The organism is Microcoleus sp. S13_C3, assembly GCF_036700905.1.
Taxonomy (GTDB): Bacteria; Cyanobacteriota; Cyanobacteriia; order Cyanobacteriales; family Microcoleaceae; genus Microcoleus.
In genome coordinates this window covers 1-23,130 of sequence record NZ_JAUBPT010000123.1, presented here as the reverse complement: position 1 = coordinate 23,130, position 23,130 = coordinate 1, and the positions used below count along the sequence as shown (strand labels likewise).

General features: G+C 45.8%; 28 protein-coding genes. 11 read left to right on the top strand and 17 right to left on the bottom strand.

Annotated elements, in window-relative coordinates:
- A partial coding sequence (locus QUA16_RS26630) for a hypothetical protein (protein ID WP_333181467.1) occupies positions 1-931 on the top strand: 931 nt, incomplete at its 5' end.
- 74 nt (positions 932-1,005) lie between these two features.
- A complete protein-coding gene (locus tag QUA16_RS26625) occupies positions 1,006-2,052 on the top strand; it encodes a Fic family protein (protein ID WP_333108715.1) in 1,047 nt (348 codons plus the stop codon).
- 149 nt (positions 2,053-2,201) lie between these two features.
- On the opposite strand, the gene QUA16_RS26620 is transcribed toward QUA16_RS26625, so the two are convergent.
- From QUA16_RS26620 to QUA16_RS26575, 10 genes are all read right to left on the bottom strand, one after another.
- On the bottom strand, positions 2,202-2,534 hold the full coding sequence (locus QUA16_RS26620) for a XisI protein (RefSeq protein WP_333108716.1): 333 nt from the start codon (positions 2,532-2,534) through the stop codon (positions 2,202-2,204).
- Positions 2,522-2,938, bottom strand: a complete 417-nt coding sequence (locus QUA16_RS26615; RefSeq protein ID WP_333108717.1) for an element excision factor XisH family protein — start codon at positions 2,936-2,938, stop codon at positions 2,522-2,524. The genes QUA16_RS26620 and QUA16_RS26615 overlap by 13 nt, the downstream gene beginning before the upstream one ends.
- 317 nt (positions 2,939-3,255) lie before the next feature.
- The gene (locus QUA16_RS26610) at positions 3,256-3,582 is read right to left on the bottom strand and encodes a hypothetical protein (RefSeq protein WP_333108718.1); all 327 of its coding nucleotides are present in this window, start codon (positions 3,580-3,582) and stop codon (positions 3,256-3,258) included.
- 281 nt (positions 3,583-3,863) lie between these two features.
- Positions 3,864-5,456: a relaxase/mobilization nuclease domain-containing protein gene (locus tag QUA16_RS26605; protein WP_333181465.1), complete on the bottom strand. Its 1,593-nt coding sequence runs from the start codon at positions 5,454-5,456 to the stop codon at positions 3,864-3,866.
- Positions 5,457-5,521: 65 nt separating this feature from the next.
- Positions 5,522-5,923, bottom strand: coding sequence for a plasmid mobilization protein (locus QUA16_RS26600; RefSeq protein ID WP_333107847.1), 402 nt, complete (start codon positions 5,921-5,923; stop codon positions 5,522-5,524).
- Positions 5,924-6,153: 230 nt separating this feature from the next.
- The gene (locus QUA16_RS26595; protein WP_333107848.1) at positions 6,154-6,312 is read right to left on the bottom strand and encodes a hypothetical protein; all 159 of its coding nucleotides are present in this window, start codon (positions 6,310-6,312) and stop codon (positions 6,154-6,156) included.
- A 568-nt stretch (positions 6,313-6,880) separates the two neighbouring features.
- Positions 6,881-7,087, bottom strand: a complete 207-nt coding sequence (locus QUA16_RS26590; RefSeq protein ID WP_333107849.1) for a hypothetical protein — start codon at positions 7,085-7,087, stop codon at positions 6,881-6,883.
- A gap of 43 nt (positions 7,088-7,130) precedes the next feature.
- Positions 7,131-7,568: a hypothetical protein gene (locus tag QUA16_RS26585; protein WP_333107850.1), complete on the bottom strand. Its 438-nt coding sequence runs from the start codon at positions 7,566-7,568 to the stop codon at positions 7,131-7,133.
- Positions 7,565-7,732 carry a hypothetical protein gene (locus QUA16_RS26580; RefSeq protein ID WP_333107851.1) on the bottom strand — a complete coding sequence of 56 codons (168 nt, stop codon included), beginning with the start codon at positions 7,730-7,732 and terminating at the stop codon, positions 7,565-7,567. Before QUA16_RS26580 ends, QUA16_RS26585 begins: the two co-directional genes overlap by 4 nt.
- Positions 7,733-7,745: 13 nt before the next feature.
- On the bottom strand, positions 7,746-8,096 hold the full coding sequence (locus QUA16_RS26575; RefSeq protein ID WP_333107852.1) for a hypothetical protein: 351 nt from the start codon (positions 8,094-8,096) through the stop codon (positions 7,746-7,748).
- A 1,154-nt stretch (positions 8,097-9,250) separates the two neighbouring features.
- Between QUA16_RS26575 and QUA16_RS26570 the strand changes: the two genes are divergently transcribed.
- Both QUA16_RS26570 and QUA16_RS26565 read left to right on the top strand, forming a co-directional pair.
- Positions 9,251-9,520: a hypothetical protein gene (locus QUA16_RS26570; protein ID WP_333107853.1), complete on the top strand. Its 270-nt coding sequence runs from the start codon at positions 9,251-9,253 to the stop codon at positions 9,518-9,520.
- A gap of 209 nt (positions 9,521-9,729) precedes the next feature.
- Positions 9,730-10,269, top strand: a complete 540-nt coding sequence (locus tag QUA16_RS26565; protein WP_333107854.1) for a hypothetical protein — start codon at positions 9,730-9,732, stop codon at positions 10,267-10,269.
- Here QUA16_RS26565 and QUA16_RS26560 read toward each other — a convergent pair.
- The 7 genes from QUA16_RS26560 to QUA16_RS26530 form a co-directional block, all read right to left on the bottom strand.
- Positions 10,266-13,553, bottom strand: a complete 3,288-nt coding sequence (locus tag QUA16_RS26560) for a DUF3987 domain-containing protein (RefSeq protein WP_333107855.1) — start codon at positions 13,551-13,553, stop codon at positions 10,266-10,268. The genes QUA16_RS26565 and QUA16_RS26560 overlap by 4 nt on opposite strands.
- Complete coding sequence (locus QUA16_RS26555) at positions 13,553-13,792, bottom strand: hypothetical protein (protein WP_333181463.1); 240 nt, start codon at positions 13,790-13,792, stop codon at positions 13,553-13,555. Before QUA16_RS26555 ends, QUA16_RS26560 begins: the two co-directional genes overlap by 1 nt.
- Positions 13,793-13,922: 130 nt before the next feature.
- Positions 13,923-14,252: a hypothetical protein gene (locus tag QUA16_RS26550; RefSeq protein ID WP_333107857.1), complete on the bottom strand. Its 330-nt coding sequence runs from the start codon at positions 14,250-14,252 to the stop codon at positions 13,923-13,925.
- A gap of 305 nt (positions 14,253-14,557) precedes the next feature.
- Positions 14,558-15,199 carry a Uma2 family endonuclease gene (locus QUA16_RS26545; RefSeq protein WP_333107858.1) on the bottom strand — a complete coding sequence of 214 codons (642 nt, stop codon included), beginning with the start codon at positions 15,197-15,199 and terminating at the stop codon, positions 14,558-14,560.
- Between the two features lie 91 nt (positions 15,200-15,290).
- The gene (locus QUA16_RS26540; protein ID WP_333107859.1) at positions 15,291-15,434 is read right to left on the bottom strand and encodes a hypothetical protein; all 144 of its coding nucleotides are present in this window, start codon (positions 15,432-15,434) and stop codon (positions 15,291-15,293) included.
- A gap of 47 nt (positions 15,435-15,481) precedes the next feature.
- The gene (locus tag QUA16_RS26535; protein ID WP_333107860.1) at positions 15,482-15,886 is read right to left on the bottom strand and encodes a hypothetical protein; all 405 of its coding nucleotides are present in this window, start codon (positions 15,884-15,886) and stop codon (positions 15,482-15,484) included.
- Positions 15,887-15,986: 100 nt separating this feature from the next.
- On the bottom strand, positions 15,987-16,271 hold the full coding sequence (locus QUA16_RS26530) for a ribbon-helix-helix domain-containing protein (RefSeq protein WP_333107861.1): 285 nt from the start codon (positions 16,269-16,271) through the stop codon (positions 15,987-15,989).
- A gap of 158 nt (positions 16,272-16,429) precedes the next feature.
- Here QUA16_RS26530 and QUA16_RS26525 point away from each other — a divergent pair, with 158 nt between their 5' ends.
- From QUA16_RS26525 to ltrA (QUA16_RS26495), 7 genes are all read left to right on the top strand, one after another.
- Positions 16,430-17,044, top strand: coding sequence for a hypothetical protein (locus QUA16_RS26525; protein ID WP_333107862.1), 615 nt, complete (start codon positions 16,430-16,432; stop codon positions 17,042-17,044).
- Positions 17,044-17,220 carry a hypothetical protein gene (locus QUA16_RS26520; RefSeq protein ID WP_333107863.1) on the top strand — a complete coding sequence of 59 codons (177 nt, stop codon included), beginning with the start codon at positions 17,044-17,046 and terminating at the stop codon, positions 17,218-17,220. The genes QUA16_RS26525 and QUA16_RS26520 overlap by 1 nt, the downstream gene beginning before the upstream one ends.
- Positions 17,221-17,225: 5 nt before the next feature.
- Positions 17,226-17,435 (top strand): hypothetical protein, encoded by a 210-nt coding sequence (locus QUA16_RS26515; protein WP_333107864.1) that lies wholly within the window; start codon positions 17,226-17,228, stop codon positions 17,433-17,435.
- A gap of 2 nt (positions 17,436-17,437) precedes the next feature.
- Positions 17,438-17,659: a hypothetical protein gene (locus QUA16_RS26510; RefSeq protein ID WP_333107865.1), complete on the top strand. Its 222-nt coding sequence runs from the start codon at positions 17,438-17,440 to the stop codon at positions 17,657-17,659.
- Between the two features lie 190 nt (positions 17,660-17,849).
- A complete protein-coding gene (locus tag QUA16_RS26505) occupies positions 17,850-19,178 on the top strand; it encodes an IS4 family transposase (protein ID WP_333107866.1) in 1,329 nt (442 codons plus the stop codon).
- Between the two features lie 453 nt (positions 19,179-19,631).
- Entirely contained in the window at positions 19,632-21,392 is a 1,761-nt protein-coding gene (ltrA, locus tag QUA16_RS26500; RefSeq protein ID WP_194013112.1) for a group II intron reverse transcriptase/maturase, read from the top strand.
- Positions 21,393-21,536: 144 nt separating this feature from the next.
- Positions 21,537-23,018, top strand: coding sequence for a group II intron reverse transcriptase/maturase (gene ltrA / locus QUA16_RS26495; RefSeq protein ID WP_333107867.1), 1,482 nt, complete (start codon positions 21,537-21,539; stop codon positions 23,016-23,018).
- Positions 23,019-23,130 lie beyond the last annotated feature (112 nt).

Sequence of the window (23,130 nt, the reverse complement as noted above, 5' to 3'; positions counted from 1 at the left end):
TCCGCCTCAACCACCTGTGGTGTTACCTGTCAAGTTGCTGTGGTTAATTTGGGTGTTTTGGCTCTATGGTGCGATCGTACTTCCGCTGTTAGCTATTTCTTGGGGTTGGCTGTGGTGGGAAATGCTGTTGGTAGTAGCTGCTTATTCATGTTTAATTGCGGCTGCTTATAGTTATGTGTTTGGTTGCCGTCAAAAACTGCTATCTAGGTATAAACAGCAACTTCTGGAGTACAATCAACAAAATATATTATCCCATCACCATTTATCCTCGAATAAACAGCAAGAATTTTCTAGTTTTAAGGTGGAAAAAGAAGGGTTGCAGACAGGTTTAAAAATCGCAAAACTTGAGTTGGCTTCCAGAAATCGATTGCTCAAGGATTTGATGTCACTTCGCGTTAGTCCTAATGGCACATCTCAAGCTCGGCAAGGAGTGAGTGAACAACGCTTTTTGCAATACTTACAGCAATATTTCGAGGAAGTTGTCCAAGCAGCAGAGTTTAAAATTCCGTTATCTCAGAGGAGCTATTCAGCAGATTTTACTGTAATTCACACTCCATCTGGACTCGGAATTGATGTCGAGATTGATGAACCTTATGCGGGCAAATCTAAGAAGCCCACTCACTGCTGCGATGCTGACAGCGATATGCGCCGCAATCAATTATTCTTAGAGTGGAATTGGATTGTGGTTAGGTTTACTGAAAAGCAGGTGGTTCAGGCTCCTTTGAGCTGTTGCAAATTCCTGGCGATTGCGATTGCCTTTGTAACGGGCGATCGCTCTTATTTAAAGCAACTGGAAACTGAACCCGATTTGCTGAGCATCAAACCTTGGACAACAAGAGAGGCAAGGGCTATGGCTAAAAGTAACTATCGCCTTACTTATTTACCTGGATTTGGCGTCGGTTCTGCTTGCGATCCGGTTTCAAAGTTTTGATGCGAGCGCACACAATATCCGACTTATTGACTGCAATAAATGTTTATAATTAATACAAAGGAGATAACATAGATATGCTGTCATTTGAAGAGGGGTTCATTGAAAGTCAACAGCTCAACCAAAGACTTCTGCAAACAATTCGTTTGCTTGGAGAGTACAAGGGAAAGCAGGAGCTATTCAAACAACAAGCCCCACAAGTTTTAGGCACTTTGCGCCAAGCTGCGGTTATTCAGAGTACCGAATCTTCTAACCGCATTGAAGGCATTACTGTGCCGCTAGAACGGATTAAAAAATTAGTAACTGAAAAAACAACGCCGCGCGATCGTTCAGAACAAGAAATTGCGGGTTATCGGGACGTGCTAACTACAATTCACACCAGTTATACCCACATTCATTTTAGTACAGGTGTCATTTTACAACTGCACCGTGACCTTTACCAATTTGCTGTTAATACAGGCGGGCGCTGGAAAACAGTGGATAATGAAATTAGCGCTACTTATCCTGACGGGACTAAAGTGGTGAGGTTTCAACCTACTCCCGCTTATGCTACTCCTGTGGCAATGGAACGCCTGCAAGAACGGTTTAATCGCCTCTGGGAATCGGGCGAGATAGAACCTTTATTGCTGATTCCAACTTATATTTTGGATTTCTTGTGCATTCATCCCTTTTTAGATGGAAACGGGCGGATGGCAAGGTTGCTGACTTTGTTGCTGCTATACAAAGCCGGTTATGAGGTGGGGCGATTTATTAGCTTAGAACGGATTGTGGAGAGAACTAAGGAAAGCTATTACGATACGCTTTACCAATCTTCCCAAGGATGGCATGAAGGGCAGCATAACCTGTTACCTTGGTGGGAGTATTTCTTGGGAGTCATGCTGCTATCAGCTTATCGGGAGTTTGAGCAGCGGGTAGGATATGTTACATCCGCAAAAGGAACTAAAACGGCGATCGTATTGGATGCGATTAACAATTTGTCTCAAGAATTCTCGATTAGGGAATTGCAAGAACGGTGTCCGACAGTAGGAATTGATTTGATTCGCCGTCTCTTGCGCCGGGAGAGGGATGCTGGGCGTTTGGAATGTCGGGGGCGAGGAGTTGAGGCGCATTGGCGAAAGCAATAGATAGAGGAATTACGCACAAGCAACTGGGTGTTAAGTTTAAGTATGAAATATAACACCTAGTGGCAAAAATTATACAAGCTGACGAAAGCGATCCAGTATTAAAAAATTAGCCTTCAAAAAAGCTAATTTTTTTAACACTTAAGCGTAATTTATCCGATGGCAAATTCACTTAATTGTCGCATATTAGGGGGGTCAAAGCCAAGTATAATGTCTTGCTTAGGAACTCCTAATTCTACAAGTTCGTTGGCAATACCTACCTCGGTTCCATCCTGCTGAATCCAAATTTTATTGTCCATAATATCCAGGTGCAAAACTGGGCCATAAATTCGCCGCTGATTGCGCCAGCCCACATATACTAATTGATAATGGTCGCGCTCGGTATCAAAGATAGTTTGAGCCTGAATTCGCTCATCCCAAACCAGACTGGCGTGTTGGGAGAGCAGATTTTGGATGTGTTGTCTGTAAAGGTCTACATTTGCCATTGTGCGATCGCCTCCTGCTCTATATCGTAAACAATTAAATGAATTTGATTTTGTTGAATTAAAGACTGAATAAACCCCATTGTGAAAAAACTATCGTAGACATGGCTGGGTACTGCTAGGTATAAAATGCGGTCAGTTTCTTGTTGTTGCAAAGCGGCTCGATAACTAATGAATTGTCCTAAAGCTGTGTAAAACTGGGAGATTTTGGAGGGGCCAATAAAACTTTTGATTTCAACGGCAATTTTCTGTCCGTCTTTTTGGGCCGCAACCACCCTTTCGGCACCCAAGTCGATGTAAAGTTCTAAACTTCCTGCTTGTAAAGTGTATGGATCGTGAGTAATCTGCCATCCATCTTTCTGGAGAGCGATTTTAACGACTTCGTGAAAGACATCTTTAGCAGACATAGCTGTACTGACTCGTTGTGTTTAATATCTCGGATAGTTGTATTTCGAGTATATACGCTATTCATGTGAAAGCGATGTTTTCGGGCAGCGCCACAAAACTTTGCCCCTCGGCTTTTTTTAGATCAGAAAAAGCCTTTCGTCCAAATATGATTGTCCAGCCGATATAGTATTGCAGCCGACGAGTCGAACATATCGGCTTGCTCTTAGTGCAGGAGATACACCTATGCTGCTATGAGAGGAAGCCATTTTTGGATGTGGCGAAAAATGTTTGCTATTGGCTGCCGGAGAAACAAACTTGTCTCTCCGGCATAATTTAATTACCAGTCGATTTTTAGTTCGCAGTTTTTGTTGCTACCATTGCTGCTACCATTGTTGGTGTCGTTGTTGCTACGGTTGCTGCTTTCGAGAGGGAATTGGAAGTTTAAGGCCAGCAACTCTTGCTCAATAATTGACTTTCGGTCTTGGACTTTTTTGTCTCTCAAAAGTCGCAGAGCGTGGATTATTTGGTCGAGCGTTTGATAGCTTGTTTGTTGAAAATTTAAGACCAGTGTTGTTTGCCTTCCCATAATGTACAGTTGGTTTTCTGTTTGGTGGACGCAGGTTAAATTATTGAAGTAGTAGGTGTTGGTTTGCGATACTTCCATTTTTTATCTCCGATACTTTATTTTTTGGCGCGCCAGCGCTCATTTTTTGTGTAGAATAAAAAAAACGTATAAATAATTTATTTATATCAAGGTCGGCTTACAAAAAACAATGAGCAAGCGCCGTCTCAATTTACTTAGCAGATTAAGAAAAAATAGTTGATAAATCTATTCAAAAATTTGTAATACTTAGTGGCAGCACTATCAGTAATTTAGGTCGTAAGTTGGAGATTTGTTAAGTAGCGTTTTTATTAAACACTACTCACTTTTTTAGGGAACCATAACTAATCCAGTTCGAGGTCTTGGGTGTGCCGTTTATACTGTTGGTTATTTTGTTTAGGAGTTTGCTGTTCTTGCTCAATTAATTGTATCCAGATATCATTCCAACTTGACTGTGGATTAACAAGTTCTGCATTCGGTAGCAACGATCGCGCATTTCGAGCGAGCTGAGAATTTTCGGCGATCGCTATAATAACGCTATCGAGTTCTTGTAAGAATTCTATAGGCAGTTGTGAAGCTCGTTCAATTCCTAGGTAAAGTGTCGCTGGTGCTGTTGTAGAGTTATCCTGTTCAATAAGCAAAATTGAAAGGGCTTCGATTGGGTTACAGGCAATCACAGCTCGCTCAATTTCTCCAGTAGTGGCCACCCAGAAAGCAGCTTCAGATGACAGGGGATGGGTTGTAGTAAAGTTGCCTCTTTCATCGAGAACAAAAGCGAAGCTGGCTTCCCCGTCAAGCGTCCGTGCCGTAAAGACAGCCTTTTCTGAGTCGGCATACAGCCAAGAATGAGAGTGCAATTTTTCAAGCAATTCTAAAGGTAAACTGTACTCGACTGCTAGATGCGATCGGACTTTTTGCCACTGAGTTTCATCAGGCTCAGGCAGGATTGATAGTTGTAACTCTAACTCATTTGCTGTTGCAGGAGTTCCAGGTACACCTGCTACTAACTCGGATTGTGACGAATCTAACTCATTTGCTGTTGCAGGAGTTCCAGGTGCAGTTGTTTCTAACTCAAATTGTGACGACTCTAGCTCATTTTCCTCTGCCTCACTGGGGGCGATAGCTAAGTGTTGTGGCTGCATTAAAGCCTCAATTAGGGCGTTATCTCGCCCTTTGTCATAGCTAACGCCTCGATGCTTCTGCAATCCACAAAAAGTGTAGGCTTTACCCAACTGAGTGCCACTTAAAGCGACTCCATCTAAATTGTAAGAAATGCCTTTACTGAAGCCAGTTCGAGTCAATCCGACTTGCACCTCTGGGCCTTGTTGCTGCAACCGCTCAACGAATTCTGGCATACTTGGGTTGTCTTGGGTAACTTCATCAATTAGGTCTTGCAATTGCACCCTGACGCTCTTGTTTCCCTTGCTTTTTAATTGCCTGTGTTCTCCTGTAGTCTGAGCTCGCTTGTCTGTTTCCCAACTGGGTGTAACAGTTTCCAGGTTGTAGTTCCGTTCGAGTTGGCGAATAGTTTCTTGGCTTTTGTAATAATCCCAGCTATCGTCAACAACACCTCCATCTAGGCAAATGCGACTGGCGACGATGTGGATGTGGTCGTGTTCTGTATCGCTGTGCTTGACAACTGCGTACTGGTTGTTGTCAAATTCCATCGCTTTCATGTAGTTGGCTGCGATAGCCAGCCAGCGTTGGTCATTTTCTTCAGAATCTTCTAGTTTTTCGGTGCTATCGACAGATAAAGTGGCGTGAAAAACTGCTACTTTCAGGTTAGGTCTTAGTTGTCGGGCGATGGCAAATTCAGTAGCGAGTTCTTCAGGAGTTTGTCCGCACATAGTACCGCCAATTAGAGTGGCGTCTTTTTTGCCCAGTACGTAGTTCAAACAGCCCCGAAAGCCTGTACCTTTGATTTGTTTGCCAATCATAACCGAAAAAGCGTCAGTTGCACAGAATCGATTGCTCAGGCGGTAAAGCCTAGCCTTGTTAATAGTTAGCGTACTGTAGATTTAGCGAGGTTTGCAACTATTGCTTTAATTGTAGCCCCGTTCTCTCGAATGAGTTGCTGTACGCTTTTTAAGAGTCCTGTATTGACAACAACTGGTTCTCCCAACGCCACACCACTATTGCAAGCTTTAGTAATTTGATTGAGGTTGTTTCCTGCCATTCTAAGTTGAGCATTAATTTGGCACAAAACTTGATAGGCTTTTAAGTCAAATGCAGCTAGAGGGCGTGGCATGGCTCTCCTCAAAGCTGCACGGCGTATGAAGTCGCTCATGCTCAAATTGACTTGCTCTGCTCTTGCTTTAATTTGATTGTAGTCTGAGTCAGTTAGGCGAATGTGAATATGGTTGGATAGCAGCTCTCTAGGTTTGACGGACGGTAAAGTTTTCATAGTTTTCAATCAGTAAAAACCTTTTGTCAAGATACAAGTTAACCACTGTAATTGACAACCGCTAGTCAGGTGATTTTATCCCCTCCAATTGGAGAGGGCTATTAGAGGGTTTATCAAAGTAGAGACTGATGCCTACCCAACTCTCAGTTTATTTAATTTTTGTGTATAAATTATAGCGAGTGAGGCGATCGCACTGGAAGGATGATTAAACGTCTGATGGTGAGGGCTGGTTAACAAGAGAGCGAGCAATGCGATCGATCGCTACCCAAGTGCGATGGGAAAGTTGCGGCAATTGATGCCGGTGCTGCCACAAAAGCCGCCACAACAGCAGGAGCAATGTGAGCAATCGGCACAGTCGAATATCGGGTAAAAATCAAGCGCCTTGACATCTAGGATTCCCCATTCATAATGGTGCATTATTTTTTGTCAGCACGAATTAGTCAGGATTTGCGATCGCAAAACCATTGCTTGCTACCGATAGAGAACAGTCATAACCAGCCTCAACAAGCAAAGGCACGAACAGCACAAAAAAGCAGTAATTTGACCGAAAAAGTCAGGCATTTGCAGGATATTTTCAGGTAAATGCAGGTAAAGTGCACCCCCTGCAAATACCTGCAAATGCCTGACTTTATACTGCACTTGCCTGACTTTATACTGCAAACCCCTGACTTTAGCTGACGCAACAATTAGCTAATTGTTTAGCCTTTTTAACAAAATCCGAATTGACTTAATAGTCAAGTTGTGGCATCGGAATTGAATTAAAAATCAAGTTGAGCAAGTGTGAGAAAATTGGCAGGTAGCTAAAATTTATGAAGCGATTTTGTAGCGTAGTACCCACTATGCCAGCAATAAAGTTGAGGCTGGACTATCTGGTTTTTGCGCTCGCCCGCCAAGCTGTTTGCGAGTGTAAGGCTTACCTCGATCAAGTGCGAGCTGCCGTCTATTGCTAGCAGTCAACTAAACTATCATCGCCAGCCTTTCAATTCTTTGCAATAGCAAGCGAGTGCGACCTGAAATTTTAGCAACGGGTGAGAGGAAAGCAGGCGCGATTTCGCACAGATTTGCAAGCTCGGCTCGAAACCATCCTGATAAAAATGCTTTCACTTCTTCGTCAGCTTGCTGCACTTCCTCGAACAAACTAAAACGCCCGTCAAGCAATGCCACGATGTCTTCAATATCAGAACTAAAATAAAAGTTACCCCCACCTCTACCAATGAAAGCTTCTATGCGTGGAAGCGAGGAGGTAAGGCGTTGAAAAAATTAGGATTTGCCTACCACTTGGAAGTTGGTAGCGAATAGAATTAGCAATACCTGGCTTGTACCAGCGGTTAGAAAACCCCAGCACCGATTCATCGCACGGCATGACATCAATTGAAATGCCCTCATACTGCCAGCGACATAGGGGTGCGCCTGATTCTGTACTCTCTTGAAGCCCGATAGTTTTCAGCAATTCTGAGAGTTGGTAGTATTCAGCCCTGGATGCAATGGAGACAACGCAATCAACATCATCGGTAGGTCGAATGTCGGGGGCCGCAGCTTCATCGAGGTAAAGCGATATTGTTGCCCCTCCTGTGAAGACGATGCTAGTGGGTACGGTCGAGAGTACCCTGGCAACTATTTCCAGCATGAATATCTGCTGATTCATAGAGCGACGATCCTCTTTTCAAGTTCGCTAGCGGCTAAACGTTGCTCCCGCACCCGACCAACTCGAATAGCGTCAATCAAGCTGAGCAAGGCGTAGAGTTCTGGATCGTTACTGGCAGCTTGGGGGACTGAGCGGTACAGAGGCGCGATTGCCTGCCCTCTCACGACACCTTGAGGGTCAGGCCAGACATAAACCTCTGATGGTGAGGCAACCAGCTTGCTTTTCAATGGCGAGCGCAGAATGTGCAGTTGGCAGTCCCCGCGAGAGGGGGCCTGGCTGGGCGTAGAATACATAGCGCAACCCGTGAACCAAGAATTCCAACACCGCTTGCTTCAAAATTTTCCGCTCGGAGCCATAATACAGACCGGCAGCTTCAGAACGCTCAAGGGCAGCATGAACCGAGGCGATGCGCTCATGCCCAAGCTTTGAGCGAGAGAACTGTACGTCCAGTTCGTTGAATCCCAACTGTGGACTTTGAGTATTGCAAGGATATCTTGGGGTTTTAGCATAGCGGATGAGCTCGTGCATTGTTTCCTTGTTTCCTTTATTCTACATTCGCGAATAGCGAATAATTAAGGTGTGGCGACTTTAATTTACTGCGAGGCGCTCGTTGAAGGGCAAGAGCCTAGTAGCGAATACAGCGCTCGCCCCGGTTGCTTGAAACCGTTGTAGGTAGGAGCGATCGCATTATAAGTTTCAGAAAACTTAGCCGCAACTCTCCTTTACCGCTATCGGTATAAATATATCTCCCAACATTGCTTGCTACGACTCATTCCTGCTTTTTGTGCAAGCTTCCTCTCTGGCATAAGTTTGAGTTTTCATGCGTTTTTTGCTGCGAATAAGCCCCCAAATTCAGCTAAAAATTAAGTTGAGTTTGCACAAGTTTACTCGCACATTCTCAGGACAAACAGCGAAAAACGCATGAAAACGCATGAAAACTTAGTCTTAAAAAGTTAATTTTGAGGTTTTTTCCTGTCCCGGTACACTTAATATCAATTTAATAATTGAACAGCAATCTCTACACTCCAATTTTAGGCAAATGTAGCAGAGGCTCAAAAGTGGTAGCATTTATAGCAAGCTGTACTTTCACAATTGAGCAAGCCGAACTAATTGAAAAGCTGTTAAGGTTGCCTAAAAAATAGCGGCCTCGTTATTAGCCATTCAGCTATTGCATATTAATGTATCGGAACAATGGCGGTAGCGTTTTTCTCTTTTTGAGTTGCAGTTCAGTTTGTTTGGCTTTATTGAAGGCAGTGCTACCGCACGGTTGTACTTGATTTCAGAGAGAGCGCGATCGCCTCGCGTCTCTAAGTTTAAGGCTGTACCGATATGAGTTTTCACGCGGCATTACATAATCTTGAACCAGCATGATTGGTTAACTTGAGAAATCAGGGAAGCGCTGGCCACCCATGCTACCCAGGTGTGACGGGGCAATTGATGCCAGTGTTGCCAGAAAAGTCGCCACAACACTAGGAGCAATCGGCACAGTTGAAGAGCGGGTAAAAATCAAGCCTTTTGACACACTTGGCTAACATCGCATCAGTGGTATTGATTGGGAGGCACAGTTGAATATCGGGTAAAATTAAGCCCCTTGACACTCCACCCCTAGTTTTTAGGTAGTTGTGGCGATAGCTCCACGGCGATCGATTCAAAGCCAAACCTTTGTGGTGATTTAAATTATTTTGACTTTAAAAACTACAACTCGCGACTCGACTCCGCTGCCCTTACTCGAATATCCGAATCAGCCTGCAAGTCGCTACCACTGGCTCACCATTGACCCTATCAAGTCGATGCTCGCTGTGATTATCGTTCGTCCGACAGCGAGCATCGACGCGATCGCCTTGCACTTAGGATTCCCCATTCATAAGGGTGCATCGTTTTTGTTTCTGCACGTAAAAGTCTGGTTTGTGATCACAAAAACATTGCTTGCTACCGAGAGAGAACAACTATAACCAGTCCCAACAGGTCAAGACACGAACATCACGAAAGGGCAGTAATTTGGCAGGAAATTGCAGACGGAAAGCAGGATATTTTCGGGTAAATACAGATAAAGTGCAGCCCCTGCAAATACCTGTATTTACCTGATTTTGTACAGCAAACGCCTGATTTTATACGGCACTTGCCTGACTTTAGGACACACAAAAATTAGCTAATTTTTTTGGTGGCGGCTTCGATCAACGGTGCGAGTCACGAACAGATAAGTCTGCTGGCGGGCGATCGAGCTTTCACATCAACCCGATCGCCTGGTTCATTCCGTGTCAGCACGAAGAAATCAAAAAACGGGGCAACGATCGGCAATCCGCTTGAACCGGGCAAATTCTGTCGCGCCGACAACCGCCAGAACATCGGCGGAGGTAAGCTTACCAACGGTGATCGCATCGCTCAAATCTTCATCAATAGCTGCTGCCACGGCGGAGGACTGGTAGCCGATCACATCCCTGATTCTGCGGGCAAAGTCGCGGGCGATCGGTGGTGGCGCCAGCAATTCTTGAAATTGTTGACGCTCAATTTCGGTAAGGTCAGACCAAATGGCGGCGCGATCGGCCTAGCCACGCTGACAGCAATCCTTCAAAACTGCTGCGATTTGGTGGGCGGTCGTGCGATCGGCTTCAGAGATTGCGGCGCGGACGAACTCAAGGCACTCAGCGTGGGTAGCACTGTCAATCTGTACGGGCGATCGGGACTGTTGCTTGGTTTCTAGCATGGCTCCCTCATCACGTCGGCGGCGGGGAAATAATCTTGCAAGATATTGCTAATTTTCTTGTCAAAGCGGATGTGGAACTCCAGGCCGTTTGCCCCCCAGATGTTGTCGTCAATTACTTCGCCCTTCACACCACGGTAACGAGGGCTATCACTCCGAGCAATAACTACTCTATCCCCTTTCTTGATCGCAGGCTTTACACCAGTTGCGGGCGTGGTTGGCGTAGCCTCTGGCGCGGTTTGCGAGGGTTCCGGTTCTGAGGGATTGTCGCCAAGTACGATCAGCGGAGCCGATCGCGAATCAGTTGCTGACGGTTGCTGACAACCTGCTGACGGGCTGTCAGCACCTTTATCCCCTTGCTGTGTCGAGCTTTCAGCATCAAGTGCTGACGTGCTGACAGATTCCTTAAAAGAGCCATTTTTGTCAGCACTTGATGTATCTGTCACATTATCGAACTCAACCTTTGGACAATCCAAAGTGTTCTCGGTAGAGTTGAAAGCGTCAGCACTGTCAGCACTTTTACAATCTATCTCTTGGAGTCCTTGCTCTAAATGACTTTTAACCTGTTTAGGAGTTGTCAGCAATTTGTCAGCAGTTGTCAGCAGTTTAGAAGTAATATTTTCTACATCTCTTGTAGAATCAGGGTTGTGAGTATTTTGTTTTTTGTCAGCACTTTTTGGTACTAGGGCTAACCGAACTCCTTTACCCTGCGTATCAACTAAATCCATCGCAGCTAGCTCTACAAAAAGTTCTCGGATTTGATTAGCGGTTTTTCCTCTCAATTCCCGCATACTGGCTAGTACATCCCTAGCGGTCAATGCCGAGCGCCCGTCTTGTACTTTATCGAGAATCGCCTTAAGAACTGGTGTTAGCTCACCGCTGAGAGCATCTCCGTTACTTTGTAGGAGGGTTACTTGCCCCAAGTAGAAGTCAGCCAATTCACAGCCAGCTTGCACAGTAGCCAGAGATATCGCTGGTGGTACTTCCCCCTCACTTACCGTGTTTAATACGTGCAATACACCGATTAATCGAACTGCTTGCCCGGGCATTTTCGCGATTGCAGCGCGTAAACCTGGTCTAACTTCAGCTCGTTTCTGTATATCTTTTGCGTCATACCAGTCGTCAAAATGCGTTTGTCCTTGCTTGTCAAAATGAAGCTTAAGGACGGGTAATGCGTCAATTTTTTTGTAGATGCCTGCTAGTAATCCATCTAGGCTGTAGCTCGTGTCATCACGCGGTATTTTGTAAGGTCGCGTCGGCATATGATAAAAAAGGAATCTCGCCCACTCACCTTGAGAGTCGTTAAAATCTCCTAACAACGACCGGAGTTTATCAGGTTGAATCCCTCCGGTTATGGATAAAGAGTCACGCGCTAAACTCACACGCGAACCATCCCCCGCCCGGTTTTTCTTGACTCCGCCGCCGTTCCAGCCAGAAAGATAACTTTCCTTATCAGCACCTTTACCACCTTTATAAGCGCCGTGTGACGCGAACAACCCGCTTAGCTCATCTTTAATTGAAATTAAGCCATGCTCTGGTTGCTGACCTTTAATCTTGTCCAATGATTCAACGGTTGCGTTGTCCACATAGAACTCGCGAGGTGGTTTAGGTTTTTGTGGCAATTCGTCATTACCTTTGTCTTTCTTTATTTCTTTAGGCCTCTGCATCTCAGCCTCATATAGCTGTAGTGCTTGCTCATACTTTGCGTCTTCAGCAATTTGGAGCTGGACTAAAGGATTCTTGACAACATCTAAGGCGGGAGTTTTGCGGTCGCCGGTTAGTGCTACAGTTCCTGTGTAAAGTACAAATGGCTGTTTAAAGTTCGTACATTCTTTGGCGACAATGCAAGACTTAGGATTAAGTAAACTTGCAGCAGTTGGTAACAAGAAAGTAAGAATTGCTTCAGCATCTACCCCCATCCATGTTGCAACTTTCTTGATAGGATTTGCTAAATCTGAAGGTAGATACTTCTCAATTGTTAAGCGACGTTTGTCAATATTTAGCAGAGTTTCTATGTCTGCTTTCCTGTTCTGTCGCTGTTCTTCTCGGTCGGCTTCTTCTACATATTCCTCATAATCTCGTCGAGTCTGCTGAGAATTAGAGCCTAATGGGCGTAATGCTGTTGTGAGCTTATACCCTGTAAGGCCAGCTTCGTAGATTTTTGCAAATTTCTTTGTTACTTCCGCAGAATCAGGGGGAGTAAAACGGGGATGAGTGATAACATTTGAAACCGTGCAATTATTTTTCCCGTGGTTTTCCCAGTACCAACTTTTTATGCAATTTTCTACAGCATTAGTAGATGCCTTACTATTGCTAGGAGACGGATTTTTCCCCTCTGCATAGCCCCAAATTTGATTCCATTCCTTTTCATCCCATCCGCCGCCTGTCGAACAATTTTTGCAGGCATCTATAAAGAGGGTGTAAGCGTCATCATTTGTAGTTTGTCCCAACCGAGCAAATTCACTAGCGGTTCCAAGTAAGTCTCTGGCGAGCGCTGCCATTGATGTATTACGTTCGTCCGAGACTCCTTGTAGCAATTCCTTACTTTTCTTCCCTAAAGCACATTTTAGAGGTACTGCTATCAGCACAGGTACTTCTACATCTTCGTAACGATTGGTTTTATTGGATGTAGGCAATACTTGCGGTAAGGATTGAAAAAGCGTCGGTTCTGGTGCTTTTGGTGTTGGGATAATCTCCCTCAATTCCTCGAATGTGTAGCGCTTGCCTGAATTGTTGATAATTACGGACTGCTTGCCACTTGTATGCCATGCACCCGCCAGTCGCATTACTCTGCTGGCATTTTTAATTGACCTGTCGGCATCGGCAAACTCAAGTAAGTCTTTTTGAAGCAGTAGCCAGTTTTCGATTGCAATGGATTCGGCAAAAATCCAATACGAATGAATGGATTTCCCCCCGGTGTCAATTTGTAGTGATGGCTCTGGCAACCCTAAATTTTTCCACAATTCTATTTGAGCAGCCTTGTCTAAGTTGTCGTGTTCGTAGAATATAGCCCGCCCTTCGGCAACATCTTCGTTTTTGTGTCCTCCGCCGTTGACCACTAAATAGACGCCCCGCCCTTGGGCTTGAAATCTGGTAGCGTGTGCGATTACTTGGTCGAGGTTTTCTGCTTCTGCTTTCCGCCCTGGGTCGTCTTTTTTGCGAGGATCGGTATCGGGGAAGAAGGCACGTAGGAAAACTCGATCGCCTCCTTTGTAACCCAATGCGGCTAGCTGTTGCCGGACTTGCTCGCGGTCGATTTTGTGGGAGAGTGGTTGTGTATTCATTACACCGCACCCCCGATCGCTGCTTCAAAACCAACAGCAGAAAATCCCCGGTTAGTTATCGTACTTTGCGGGGATTGTGGTAAAATTGAGTTGTAGCCTAGGTTTGAAGACTTTTTGAAGCTATGAAAGCTATGGGTGGTGTCAGAATTCTGGGAACGTGCGATCGAACCGCTAGAGACAGTATTAATCGGCAACAGGACGCCAAAAAGGCGCTTTATTTTTTCTTGGATGCGTGGCATGATGGGAATAGTCGGCACTCTTATTAGGAGACCGATTTGAGGTAGTTTACTAGCTTTTGTCGTCGTTCCGCCAAGATTGAGCGACAAAAGTATCTGGCTATTTAAGATAACAAAAGAAGCGCTGAAGCCTTTATGCTGCCAGCGCTTCTTCGTTTTGAAGTTGCTTTTTGCTGTCTAATTCTAAGTGTCTATCGAGATGCCCAAGGTAAATCCATAAAGCCTCTTCAACAAACACCGAGCGCGACACTTCAAAAGATGCAGAATACTCGTTTAGCGCTTGGATTAACTCTGGCGAGGGAGCGAAAGAGCATCGCAATTTCTGAGATGATGGCAACATAAAACTTTTCCCAACTTCAACTACTCGGATTATAGCGTGTAACCCTTGCCAGCGCGATCGAAATGGAAATAGCTCGATCGAATCGGCTTCTCTCAAAAGACTGCATAGCAATCGAATTTTCATAAGTTTCTGTAAGAATTCTTAAAAGCTACTCAAGAAAAACTTACAGCTACTCAATATATCGTATGAAGTAACGAAAGCACGCGCGGGAAGTTCAAGCGAATGCTGGAATTTGGCAGTTAAAGCATTACTTGTTTACAGTAAGTTCTGAGATTTGGTAAGAATATAGTGAAAAAGTTAAGAAGCTGATTGCTTTCAACATCCCCCGCGCTTGAGCGGTAAACGCTCCTCTGTACCAACCATTCCCAAATCTGAGAATTAAACCTCTTCTCAAAAATCATGACCTCTTCGCGATCGTTCCAGTCTCTCTAGTTCGGTTCGGTTAGTGGCAAGCCAGCGCGAAAAATCTGTTCAGCCGTCAACCTCAATTCTGGGAAAGCTAGCGACTCAATCAGATCGTCCCCCCTAAACTGTGTGACCTGGTACTCTCCATCTACCAACTGGCAAACCGAGAGAGTGGGTTGTTTGGGAGTGCCGATGAACTTGCGACCGCCCAATCCGAGATAGTCCACAATCCAGTATTCAGGAATGCCCATCTCTTCATAGTCAGCGAATTTGAGATGGTAATCGTCCCGCCAGTTCGTGCTGACGACCTCTACAGCCAGTCGTACCGAAGACCCCATCGTGATGATTGATTCTTTTTCCCAGCGGGGCTCGGAAGCAAATGCAGTTTGGTTGAGGACAATAGTATCTGGCTGGTAGCCAGCCTCGTTGCGGATGGGCTTGAGCAGGCAGTCACCGGGGATGGAGCAAGGCAATTGCAGTCGCCTGATTTCAAAATTGATTTCACTTGTAATAAAGCCCGTAACGTTGGAATGGTTGCCGGTTCCTAAAGGCATTTCAACAATAACTCCGTGGTGTAGTTCGTAGCGGTGGACAGAGTTCTCTGGATACCAAGCGACAAACTCATCAAATGTGACTGTTTCTGTTTTGGTTTGGGTTTGGATCATGGTTGCCTGTTTCCTTTGCTAGACATTTGCTAGATACTTGCTAGATAGTTGCTAGATACCTGCTAGACATTAACTAGCACCTTTACTTGCCTTACCCCGCTTGGCTTTCGCTGCTGTCGCTGGCTTGGGTGCTGTGGGCTCCGGTTCTGTTGGCTGCGGTTCGGATGTGCGATCGGGAGTTTATACCAAGCTTTGTTAAGAAGCCGATCGTCCGCACCGCCCCAACTCCCTGCATGCGATCGTCCCTAAATTCCCCACACCCACACCTGATCGGCAGCCGCTTCAGTTTTGCCCGCCGCCGTTGCCACGGTTACGGAGCTGGTTATTGAGGTACTGCCAGAGGTCGCGAATTTCTGTTTGAATGATTCGCATTTGCTCTCGCCATTCGTTGTTCTGCTGGGAAATCAGCCTCAGCGCTTCTTGATGGCTCCCGATTGCTGAAACCAGACCGTCAAAACGTTGAGCCAGTCGGTCAACGCGATCGGTCAGTTGGTCAATGCGATCGGTCAGGCGATCTATGGCTGTCGCATTGGCAAGAGTTTGAACTTCCAACCGCCCGATCGCCTCGGAGTTGGCAAAAGTCTGAGCTTCCAGCCTGGTCAGAGCCTCGGTGTTTGCCTGCTGCTGCACTGCGGTGGCTGCAAGGATTGCTTCTATTCGGTCTAATCGATCATTGGAACTATTCATTTACTTCTGCGTAATAGAGGTCAAGGAATGGCGATCGGCATGGTTTGGGTTGAATTGTGACGTTTCCTTTGCTAGACATCTGCTAGATATTCGCTAGACATTAACTAGCACTTTTACTTGCCTTGCCCCGCTTGGCTGTTCCTGCGGTTGCTGGCTTGGTTGCGGTTGGCTCCGGTTCTGGTGGCTGCGGGTCGGATGTGCGATCGGCAGCATCTGCTAAGTCAGCCTCGGTATTTTTTAAAGAATGCCGCTTGCGGTACTCTGCAATCGCTTCTCCTAAAAGGATTGCTGCCATCTGGCTTTTGGTACGCATTTCGCGGTTAGCTATCTCATCTAAAGCTTCCCAAGTTTCATCGGGAATTACAGCATTTAGTTTTCTACTCATTAGTTCATATTCAATATCTCTCCTTCCATCATGCTATGTTCTGTCACCTTCTGTTTTGATTGTACTATGTGCAACCATGATGTGATGTGCTATGATGGCAAACATCAGAATCGATTCCAAATCGATTCTGAATTGATTCTCCCAAAGCAGGCGAAACTATGGAACTTGAAAACCAGGCTGTGATTGACGTAGAAGTTACAGAAATCGATACTCCTGAGTCAGAATCGATTGAGCGCTGGTACTCAGCAGCACAAGTGCAGCGGATTCTTGGATTGAATAAATCTGCGTTGCAGAAGGCGATCGCCAAACTACAAGATATCTACGGCATTGAGCTTAAAGCCTTACGGCGTGGGGGTGCGCGGGCCACTCAATACTCTGAGCTTGCCCTGAAAGCTTGCAAACTACTGAATGCAGGGAAGCTTAGCGAACTGCGGAAATTGGTAGAGGCCGCCCCCGTCGCATCTTCTCCCTCGATCGCCGGAGCCTTGGCAATCCCCGAATATATCCCAGTGCTTGATCGGCGAATTGCCGAATTGAACCAAACGGCACATTCTAATTCCGCATCTCTGAACCAAAACGTGATGCAACTTCTGGCTCAAATTGCCAAGGAAAACCAAGCAGCACAAAAACGTGATGCTGACTTGGACAATGCCGAAATCAACGCAGCTCGAAACCGTGGAGCTGGGAGGGCTTTAGCAGTATTTCAAGCTGAACAGGAGGCACAGGCTGAAGTTCTGGCACAACTGCGGGCAATGAAGCTGGGAGCCGAATAATGAGCTTCTACAAAGTAAAAGTGCAGCGCGAAAGCAACACCCCCAGAGTGTTTAACGTCATCGCCAAGAAATCTCAGGACGCTGTTGTAGTGGCAGCCCTAAGCTTGAGAGAAGAGGGAGTAACTGACGCGAAAGGTATCGAAGTAATTGGTCAAATTAACAGTTTGAGGGATTGATTAATATGGTACGAATCATCAATGGCGTAGTGTTTGAAGACGGCAAACCTGGCAAACGGGTTATCAATACTCAGGGCGGTAATTACGTCGAGAAAATCGAAGGTGATTTTATTGCTGGCACAGTTATCAACCATAAAACATCGCCAACTCCAGCACGCAAGGATTTGTCTAAAGACGGTGAGGATGCAATTGACGTGAAATCTGAGGAGGTTTAGCGATGAACGACGATGACAAAGACTTCGACAAAAATGTAACCAAAATAATGGTTGGCGGTGCGCTTGTGGCTGGCACTCTAATTTTTGCAGTCGGCTACGATACTGGCTATCAGTCTGGAGCAAAAAGAGTCCCGGAGCCGACAATTATTCACGGCAACCTGACAATCATCAACAACAACAGCAACAACCATAGTTCAAGCCAGCCGACTGCCCTAGATAAGTAATCGACTGGCCTGCAAGCAATCTCCCCCCGTTAAAAGCTACCGTGTACACACAAGTCAAAGTAAACTAGAAAAAGGATTTGAGAGAGGTATAAACAGTGGACAATCCGATACTGATTCACGCCGAAGTCCTCGAAGGAACAGCCTTTGGAGACCCAAGGCTGGTAAAAAGGGGGCGGCATTATATGAGGCAATGGGCAAACATCAATCGGTAAACATTCGTCAAATCAGTCGAAATCGAGCTGAACAAGTGGGATACTATCGCTTTTTGGAGAATGAAAACGTGACAGTATCAGAATTAGTACGGAGCCTCTCGGATCATTGCCAACAGCAAGTAGAAGGACGGCACGTATTAGCGATAAGTGATAGCACTGAAATTAACTTACAATCTCATGCAGGTCGACTAAAACCCGAGCAATTAGGAGTAGTCGGCAACAACACAGATATAGGCTTTTATCTACATCCTACATTGGTTTTAGATAGCGAAAGCGGTTTCCCATTAGGGTTAAGCACAGTGCAACTGTGGAGTCGAGACTTAGCTCGTCAAGATAAGCATGAACGGCAGTATCAAAATTTGCCCATAGAGCAGAAAGAATCTTACAAGTGGCTAGCATCTGCCGAGCGCAGTCAATGGTGCTTAAGTAACGGTGGTGCAACGATGGTGACTCACATCGGAGATCGCGAAAGTGACTTGTACGAAGAATGGGCGACGGTTCCTAACCAACATAATCATGTATTGGTGCGGGTTTGTCAAGACCGTCGGTTGTTAGGACAATCTCAATCGCTTTATACCTATTTAAGAGAACAACCTTGTGTGGGGACTTATACAATTGATGTACCCGCCGACCCACGCATTGGTCGGACGGCGAGAGAAGCATTGCTGATTATTCGTTGTGTTAGTGTTAAGATCCAGCGTCCCGATAAATTGAAGGCACGAGATTACCCGCCTAGTATCCCTCTTTACGCAGTTGAAGCAATAGAAGTTAATCCCCCACCGGGGCAAGAAGCAATTCACTGGCGATTACTCACCACCCACAAGGTAGTTTGCATAGAGCAAGCATTACAAGTTATTGAATGGTATCGATGGCGATGGCGTATTGAACAACTTTTTGCCACGCTAAAAAAAGCCGGATTAAATCTTGAAGCTACCCAATTAGAGTCCGTGGAAGCTATTCAACGACTCACGGTTTTGGCTTTAGGTGTTGCCGTAAGAACGCTACAAATGGTTGAAGGACGCGAGAATAAGGACTTACCCGCTTCTGTTACCTTCTCTGATGAGCAACAGCAATGCTTGGAAGTGATTGCACCCTCTCTTGAAGGGCGCACGAAAAAATTACAAAACCCCTATCCTCCCGCCTCCTTGCCTTGGGCTACTTGGTTAATCGCTCGACTTGGGGGTTGGTCTGGTTATAGTTCTCAGAGACCTCCTGGAATGCCTACGCTTGTTCATGGACTCCGACAGTTTGAATCCATCTTTTTGGGATGGAAACTAGCTCAGAATCAACTTCTGTGTACACGGTAGGCTATGGAGAGGGTAGCACCGCCAGAACTGAAGCGGGGTGAAAACCGGATAAGCTACGAGCCTGAAATGTAGTGAAACCGGGAGCATCTGGGGCAGAACAGCGAAAGCGAACTCTCGTACAAACCGTCGTCATTATCAACTTGCGGAATAAGGCTAATACGCAGGGAGCGAAATAGGCTCACGGGAACGGTAGATAGCAGCTTGCCCTACTGACTATCGGCACTTACCAAAACCCGGCGGATTGAGAGGTTCTACAACCAGTACCAACGGAAACTCGGAACGAATTAAACCAGGGGAACGGCTCTCCAGAATTGGTCAAACTCTGGAGTAGTAGCTAGCGTAAGCCACCTTTGGAAGGATTGGGTCAGAAGCCAACGCCCCTCTGTAATGGAGAGGATATGCTGACAGACTCACTGCTGTGTGAAAGATACGTTCGCTTTAGTTCGAGTAAAGATGTCCAAAACGGAGATTACATCACAAGTGGAATGGAAAAATGTGAACTGGCGGAAAGCTGAGTTTGCAGTTTTCAAGCTCCAAAAGCGGATTTATCGCGCTTCACAGCGTGGAGATGTTCAAACAGTTAGGCGGCTCCAAAAGAGTCTAGCTCAGTCCTGGTCTGCAAAACTAATTGCCGTGCGACGGGTTACACAGGACAATAAAGGTCGAGTTACGGCGGGAGTTGACGGGATAAAAGCCTTAAAACCTCCAGCACGATTAGAACTGGCAAAAAACCTGAAAGTAAACGGGAAATCAGCACCAACTCGAAGGGTTTGGATTCCTAAACCCGGAAAGCCGGAAAAACGAGGACTCGGAATCCCAACAATTGAGGAAAGAGCAAAACAAACGCTAATCAAGCTGGCGTTAGAACCAGAATGGGAAGCACGTTTTGAATCGGAATCATACGGCTTTAGACCTGGCAGATCTTGTCATGACGCAGTTGAAGCAATCCGAACGTACATCGCCCAAAAACCGAAGTATGTTTTGGATGCAGACATCTGTCGGTGTTTTGACAAAATAAACCATACCAAACTGTTAGAAAAACTTAATACCTTTCCCATCTTCGAGCGTCAAATCAAAGCGTGGCTCAAAGCGGGAGTAATCGACTTCAGCAGATGGGCAGAAAGGAAGGGATTTCAAGAGACACAGGAGGGTGTTCCGCAAGGTGGTAGTATCTCACCACTTTTAACGAACATCGCGCTCCACGGTATGCAACAACGCATAGAGGCACAGTTTCCCAGCGATAAAGCAAACAGAATCCGAAATACCAAAAGGTTATTTGGAAAGGAAGTGAAAGCTCCTACGCTTATACGCTACGCGGATGACTTAGTGGTAATATGCGAAGAACTTGCCGTGGTACAACAATGTCAGCAAATTCTATCAGAATGGTTAAGCGAATTGGGGCTTGAGTTGAAACCCGAAAAAACTCGGCTAGTACATACACTAGAAGAACATGGTGGAGAAAAGCCTGGATTTAATTTTCTAGGATTTTCCATTCGCCAATACCCAGTAGGGAAACACCATTCAGGTGAAACATCGAAAGGTAAAAAGTTGGGTTTCAAAACCATCGTAAAACCCTCCAACGAAAAGCTTCAAGCTCATTACAGAAAGCTCGATAAGTACGTCGAGGAGAATAACAGCAGCAGTCAAGCTGCTCTAATCAGTTTCCTCAATCCAATCATTAGAGGATGGTGTCATTACCAATCTCCTTGGAACTCAAAGGAAACGTTCAATAAACTCGACCACCTACTCTGGAGCAGACTGTATCGATGGGGGAAACGCCGTCACCCTAACAAAGGGAAAAAGTGGGTTGCCAGAAAATATTGGCGAACCATCGGTAATAACAATTGGGTCTTTGCAAGCTCGAGGAAAGAGCAGGATTCCTTCAACCTCCTACTCCATGCCGCATTTCCTGCGGGTTTGAGATGGACAAAGGTACAAGGAACACGCAGCCCCTACGATGGAGACTCGATTTATTGGAGCGCCAGAATGGGCGAAAATTACAAATCCCTAGAACCGCAGAAAGCAAGACTGCTCAAGCGGCAGAAAGGTAGATGCGCCCAATGTGGACTGAACTTTAACCCAGGTGATTCAATCGAAAAACACCACCTAAAGCCTAGAGCCAAGGGTGGAAATAATGCCGACAAAAACCTGATATTAGTCCACCTGCATTGCCACGACCAAATTCACGGGCAATCAGAAACAGAACCGCGCTGAGGGAGTTTTCCCTTATTGGAGATGTCACAAGCAAAGGTGACAGTCACACACTGAGGAGCCGAATGAATAGCGATATTCACGTTCGGTTCTGGAGCCGAGCAGGTAGGGCGACCTGCCTGCTTAGGTTAACAGCAGACGGCTGGAATAGACGGTCAGACAGCTTTAACCAACGATGAACGGGTGAAACTGGTCACACAAATGAAGGAACATTCTCTATGGAAAGTTCGCCCAACTAAAAGGGTATATATTCCCAAAGCAAACGGGAAAAGAAGACCATTAGGAATTCCAACTATCATTGACCGCGTAGCACAAGCGATTGTCAAAAATGCACTCGAGCCTCGCTTTGAACCTCGCTTTGAGGCACACAGTTACGGCTTTAGACCTGGTAGAGGCACACACGATGCCATCGCCCAATGCTTTTGCCGAATGGGTGGAGGCAGTGACACTTGGATTCTAGATGCCGATATCAAAGGAGCATTTGACAACATCAGCCATGAATACATCCTCAGCACAATTGGGAATACCCCAAGCAGAGAAATCGTCAAACAATGGCTGAAGGCAGGGTATATAGAAGCCGAGATGTTCCACAAAACAGAAAGCGGTACACCACAAGGAGGGATAATCAGCCCTCTGCTAGCCAATATTGCCTTAAACGGTATAGAGGCACTACTGAGCCAGTTTTACAAGGTCAACACCTACACCCTCAAAAGCGGGAAACAAGCTGGCAACAAGAAAAAGAAGAAGGATGCAACCTACGGATTCATCCGATATGCAGACGACTTCATCATCACCGCCAAATCAAGAGAGGACATTGAGGCAATAATTCCCACTCTTCAGGAATGGCTTAAAGAAAGAGGATTAGAACTGAGTCAGGAGAAAACCAACATCTCTCATGTAGAAGAAGGATTCAATTTCCTGGGGTTCAATATCCGCCAGTTCAAAGGCAAATGCCTTATTAAGCCTCAGAAAGAAAAAGTCAAAATCTTCCTGAAGAACATCCGTGAATGGCTTAAGGAACACAAACAGGCTTCACCAGAGGCAGTCATAGAATACCTTAACCCAGTATTAAGAGGATGGGGAAACTACTACAGGCACGGGGTCAGCAAACAAGTGTTCAGCTACGTTGACCACCAAATCTGGAAACTTCTCTGGAAATGGTCACTTAGGCGACACGCGAATAAACGTAAGAAATGGGTAGCCAGAAAATACTTCAAAACCCTCCAAGGGCGAAAATGGGTATTTTCTGCAACAGTCAATGACTTGCGTGGAAATAAAGAGATAGCCCTTTTCCGCTTATCTAATATTCCAATTGAACGTCACGTTAAAGTCAAAGGCACCGCTTCCCCCGATGACCCCGAACTCACCAAATATTGGCAAGACCGCATGACCCGATACGGTAAAACCTATTGGGAAAAAGGTACGAAGCTCTACAAAGTAGCGACTAATCAAAACTGGTCTTGTCCGATATGCGGTGACCACCTGCTCAATGGAGAAAAACTGCACACCCACCACATCGTACAAAGGAAGAATGGCGGAACTGATAAGGAGGAAAACCTCATACACCTCCACCAAGCCTGCCATAGGCACGTCCATTCAAAGGGTGATACTGAGAGGCTGAAGGCATGAGCCGGATGATGGGAAACTGTCAAGTCCGGTTCTTGGGGGCGCGACCTGAAAGGTCGTTTGGCACGTGGAGCCTACTCCACTAAGGGATTCACACCCCTTACTCTCACGTAAA

Excerpts from the sequence above, each read along its gene's own strand:
- QUA16_RS26625 (WP_333108715.1), top strand. The coding sequence starts at position 1,006 with ATGCTGTCATTTGAAGAGGGGTTCATTGAAAGTCAACAGCTCAACCAA.
- QUA16_RS26620 (WP_333108716.1), bottom strand. The coding sequence starts at position 2,534 with ATGGCAAATGTAGACCTTTACAGACAACACATCCAAAATCTGCTCTCC.
- QUA16_RS26615 (WP_333108717.1), bottom strand. The coding sequence starts at position 2,938 with ATGTCTGCTAAAGATGTCTTTCACGAAGTCGTTAAAATCGCTCTCCAG.
- QUA16_RS26610 (WP_333108718.1), bottom strand. The coding sequence starts at position 3,582 with ATGGAAGTATCGCAAACCAACACCTACTACTTCAATAATTTAACCTGC.
- QUA16_RS26605 (WP_333181465.1), bottom strand. The coding sequence starts at position 5,456 with ATGATTGGCAAACAAATCAAAGGTACAGGCTTTCGGGGCTGTTTGAAC.
- QUA16_RS26600 (WP_333107847.1), bottom strand. The coding sequence starts at position 5,923 with ATGAAAACTTTACCGTCCGTCAAACCTAGAGAGCTGCTATCCAACCAT.
- QUA16_RS26595 (WP_333107848.1), bottom strand. The coding sequence starts at position 6,312 with ATGTCAAGGCGCTTGATTTTTACCCGATATTCGACTGTGCCGATTGCT.
- QUA16_RS26585 (WP_333107850.1), bottom strand. The coding sequence starts at position 7,568 with ATGAATCAGCAGATATTCATGCTGGAAATAGTTGCCAGGGTACTCTCG.
- QUA16_RS26575 (WP_333107852.1), bottom strand. The coding sequence starts at position 8,096 with ATGCACGAGCTCATCCGCTATGCTAAAACCCCAAGATATCCTTGCAAT.
- QUA16_RS26560 (WP_333107855.1), bottom strand. The coding sequence starts at position 13,553 with ATGAATACACAACCACTCTCCCACAAAATCGACCGCGAGCAAGTCCGG.
- QUA16_RS26555 (WP_333181463.1), bottom strand. The coding sequence starts at position 13,792 with ATGCCACGCATCCAAGAAAAAATAAAGCGCCTTTTTGGCGTCCTGTTG.
- QUA16_RS26550 (WP_333107857.1), bottom strand. The coding sequence starts at position 14,252 with ATGAAAATTCGATTGCTATGCAGTCTTTTGAGAGAAGCCGATTCGATC.
- QUA16_RS26545 (WP_333107858.1), bottom strand. The coding sequence starts at position 15,199 with ATGATCCAAACCCAAACCAAAACAGAAACAGTCACATTTGATGAGTTT.
- QUA16_RS26540 (WP_333107859.1), bottom strand. The coding sequence starts at position 15,434 with ATGCAGGGAGTTGGGGCGGTGCGGACGATCGGCTTCTTAACAAAGCTT.
- QUA16_RS26535 (WP_333107860.1), bottom strand. The coding sequence starts at position 15,886 with ATGAATAGTTCCAATGATCGATTAGACCGAATAGAAGCAATCCTTGCA.
- QUA16_RS26530 (WP_333107861.1), bottom strand. The coding sequence starts at position 16,271 with ATGAGTAGAAAACTAAATGCTGTAATTCCCGATGAAACTTGGGAAGCT.
- QUA16_RS26525 (WP_333107862.1), top strand. The coding sequence starts at position 16,430 with ATGGAACTTGAAAACCAGGCTGTGATTGACGTAGAAGTTACAGAAATC.
- QUA16_RS26520 (WP_333107863.1), top strand. The coding sequence starts at position 17,044 with ATGAGCTTCTACAAAGTAAAAGTGCAGCGCGAAAGCAACACCCCCAGA.
- QUA16_RS26515 (WP_333107864.1), top strand. The coding sequence starts at position 17,226 with ATGGTACGAATCATCAATGGCGTAGTGTTTGAAGACGGCAAACCTGGC.
- QUA16_RS26510 (WP_333107865.1), top strand. The coding sequence starts at position 17,438 with ATGAACGACGATGACAAAGACTTCGACAAAAATGTAACCAAAATAATG.
- QUA16_RS26505 (WP_333107866.1), top strand. The coding sequence starts at position 17,850 with ATGGGCAAACATCAATCGGTAAACATTCGTCAAATCAGTCGAAATCGA.
- ltrA (WP_194013112.1), top strand. The coding sequence starts at position 19,632 with ATGTCCAAAACGGAGATTACATCACAAGTGGAATGGAAAAATGTGAAC.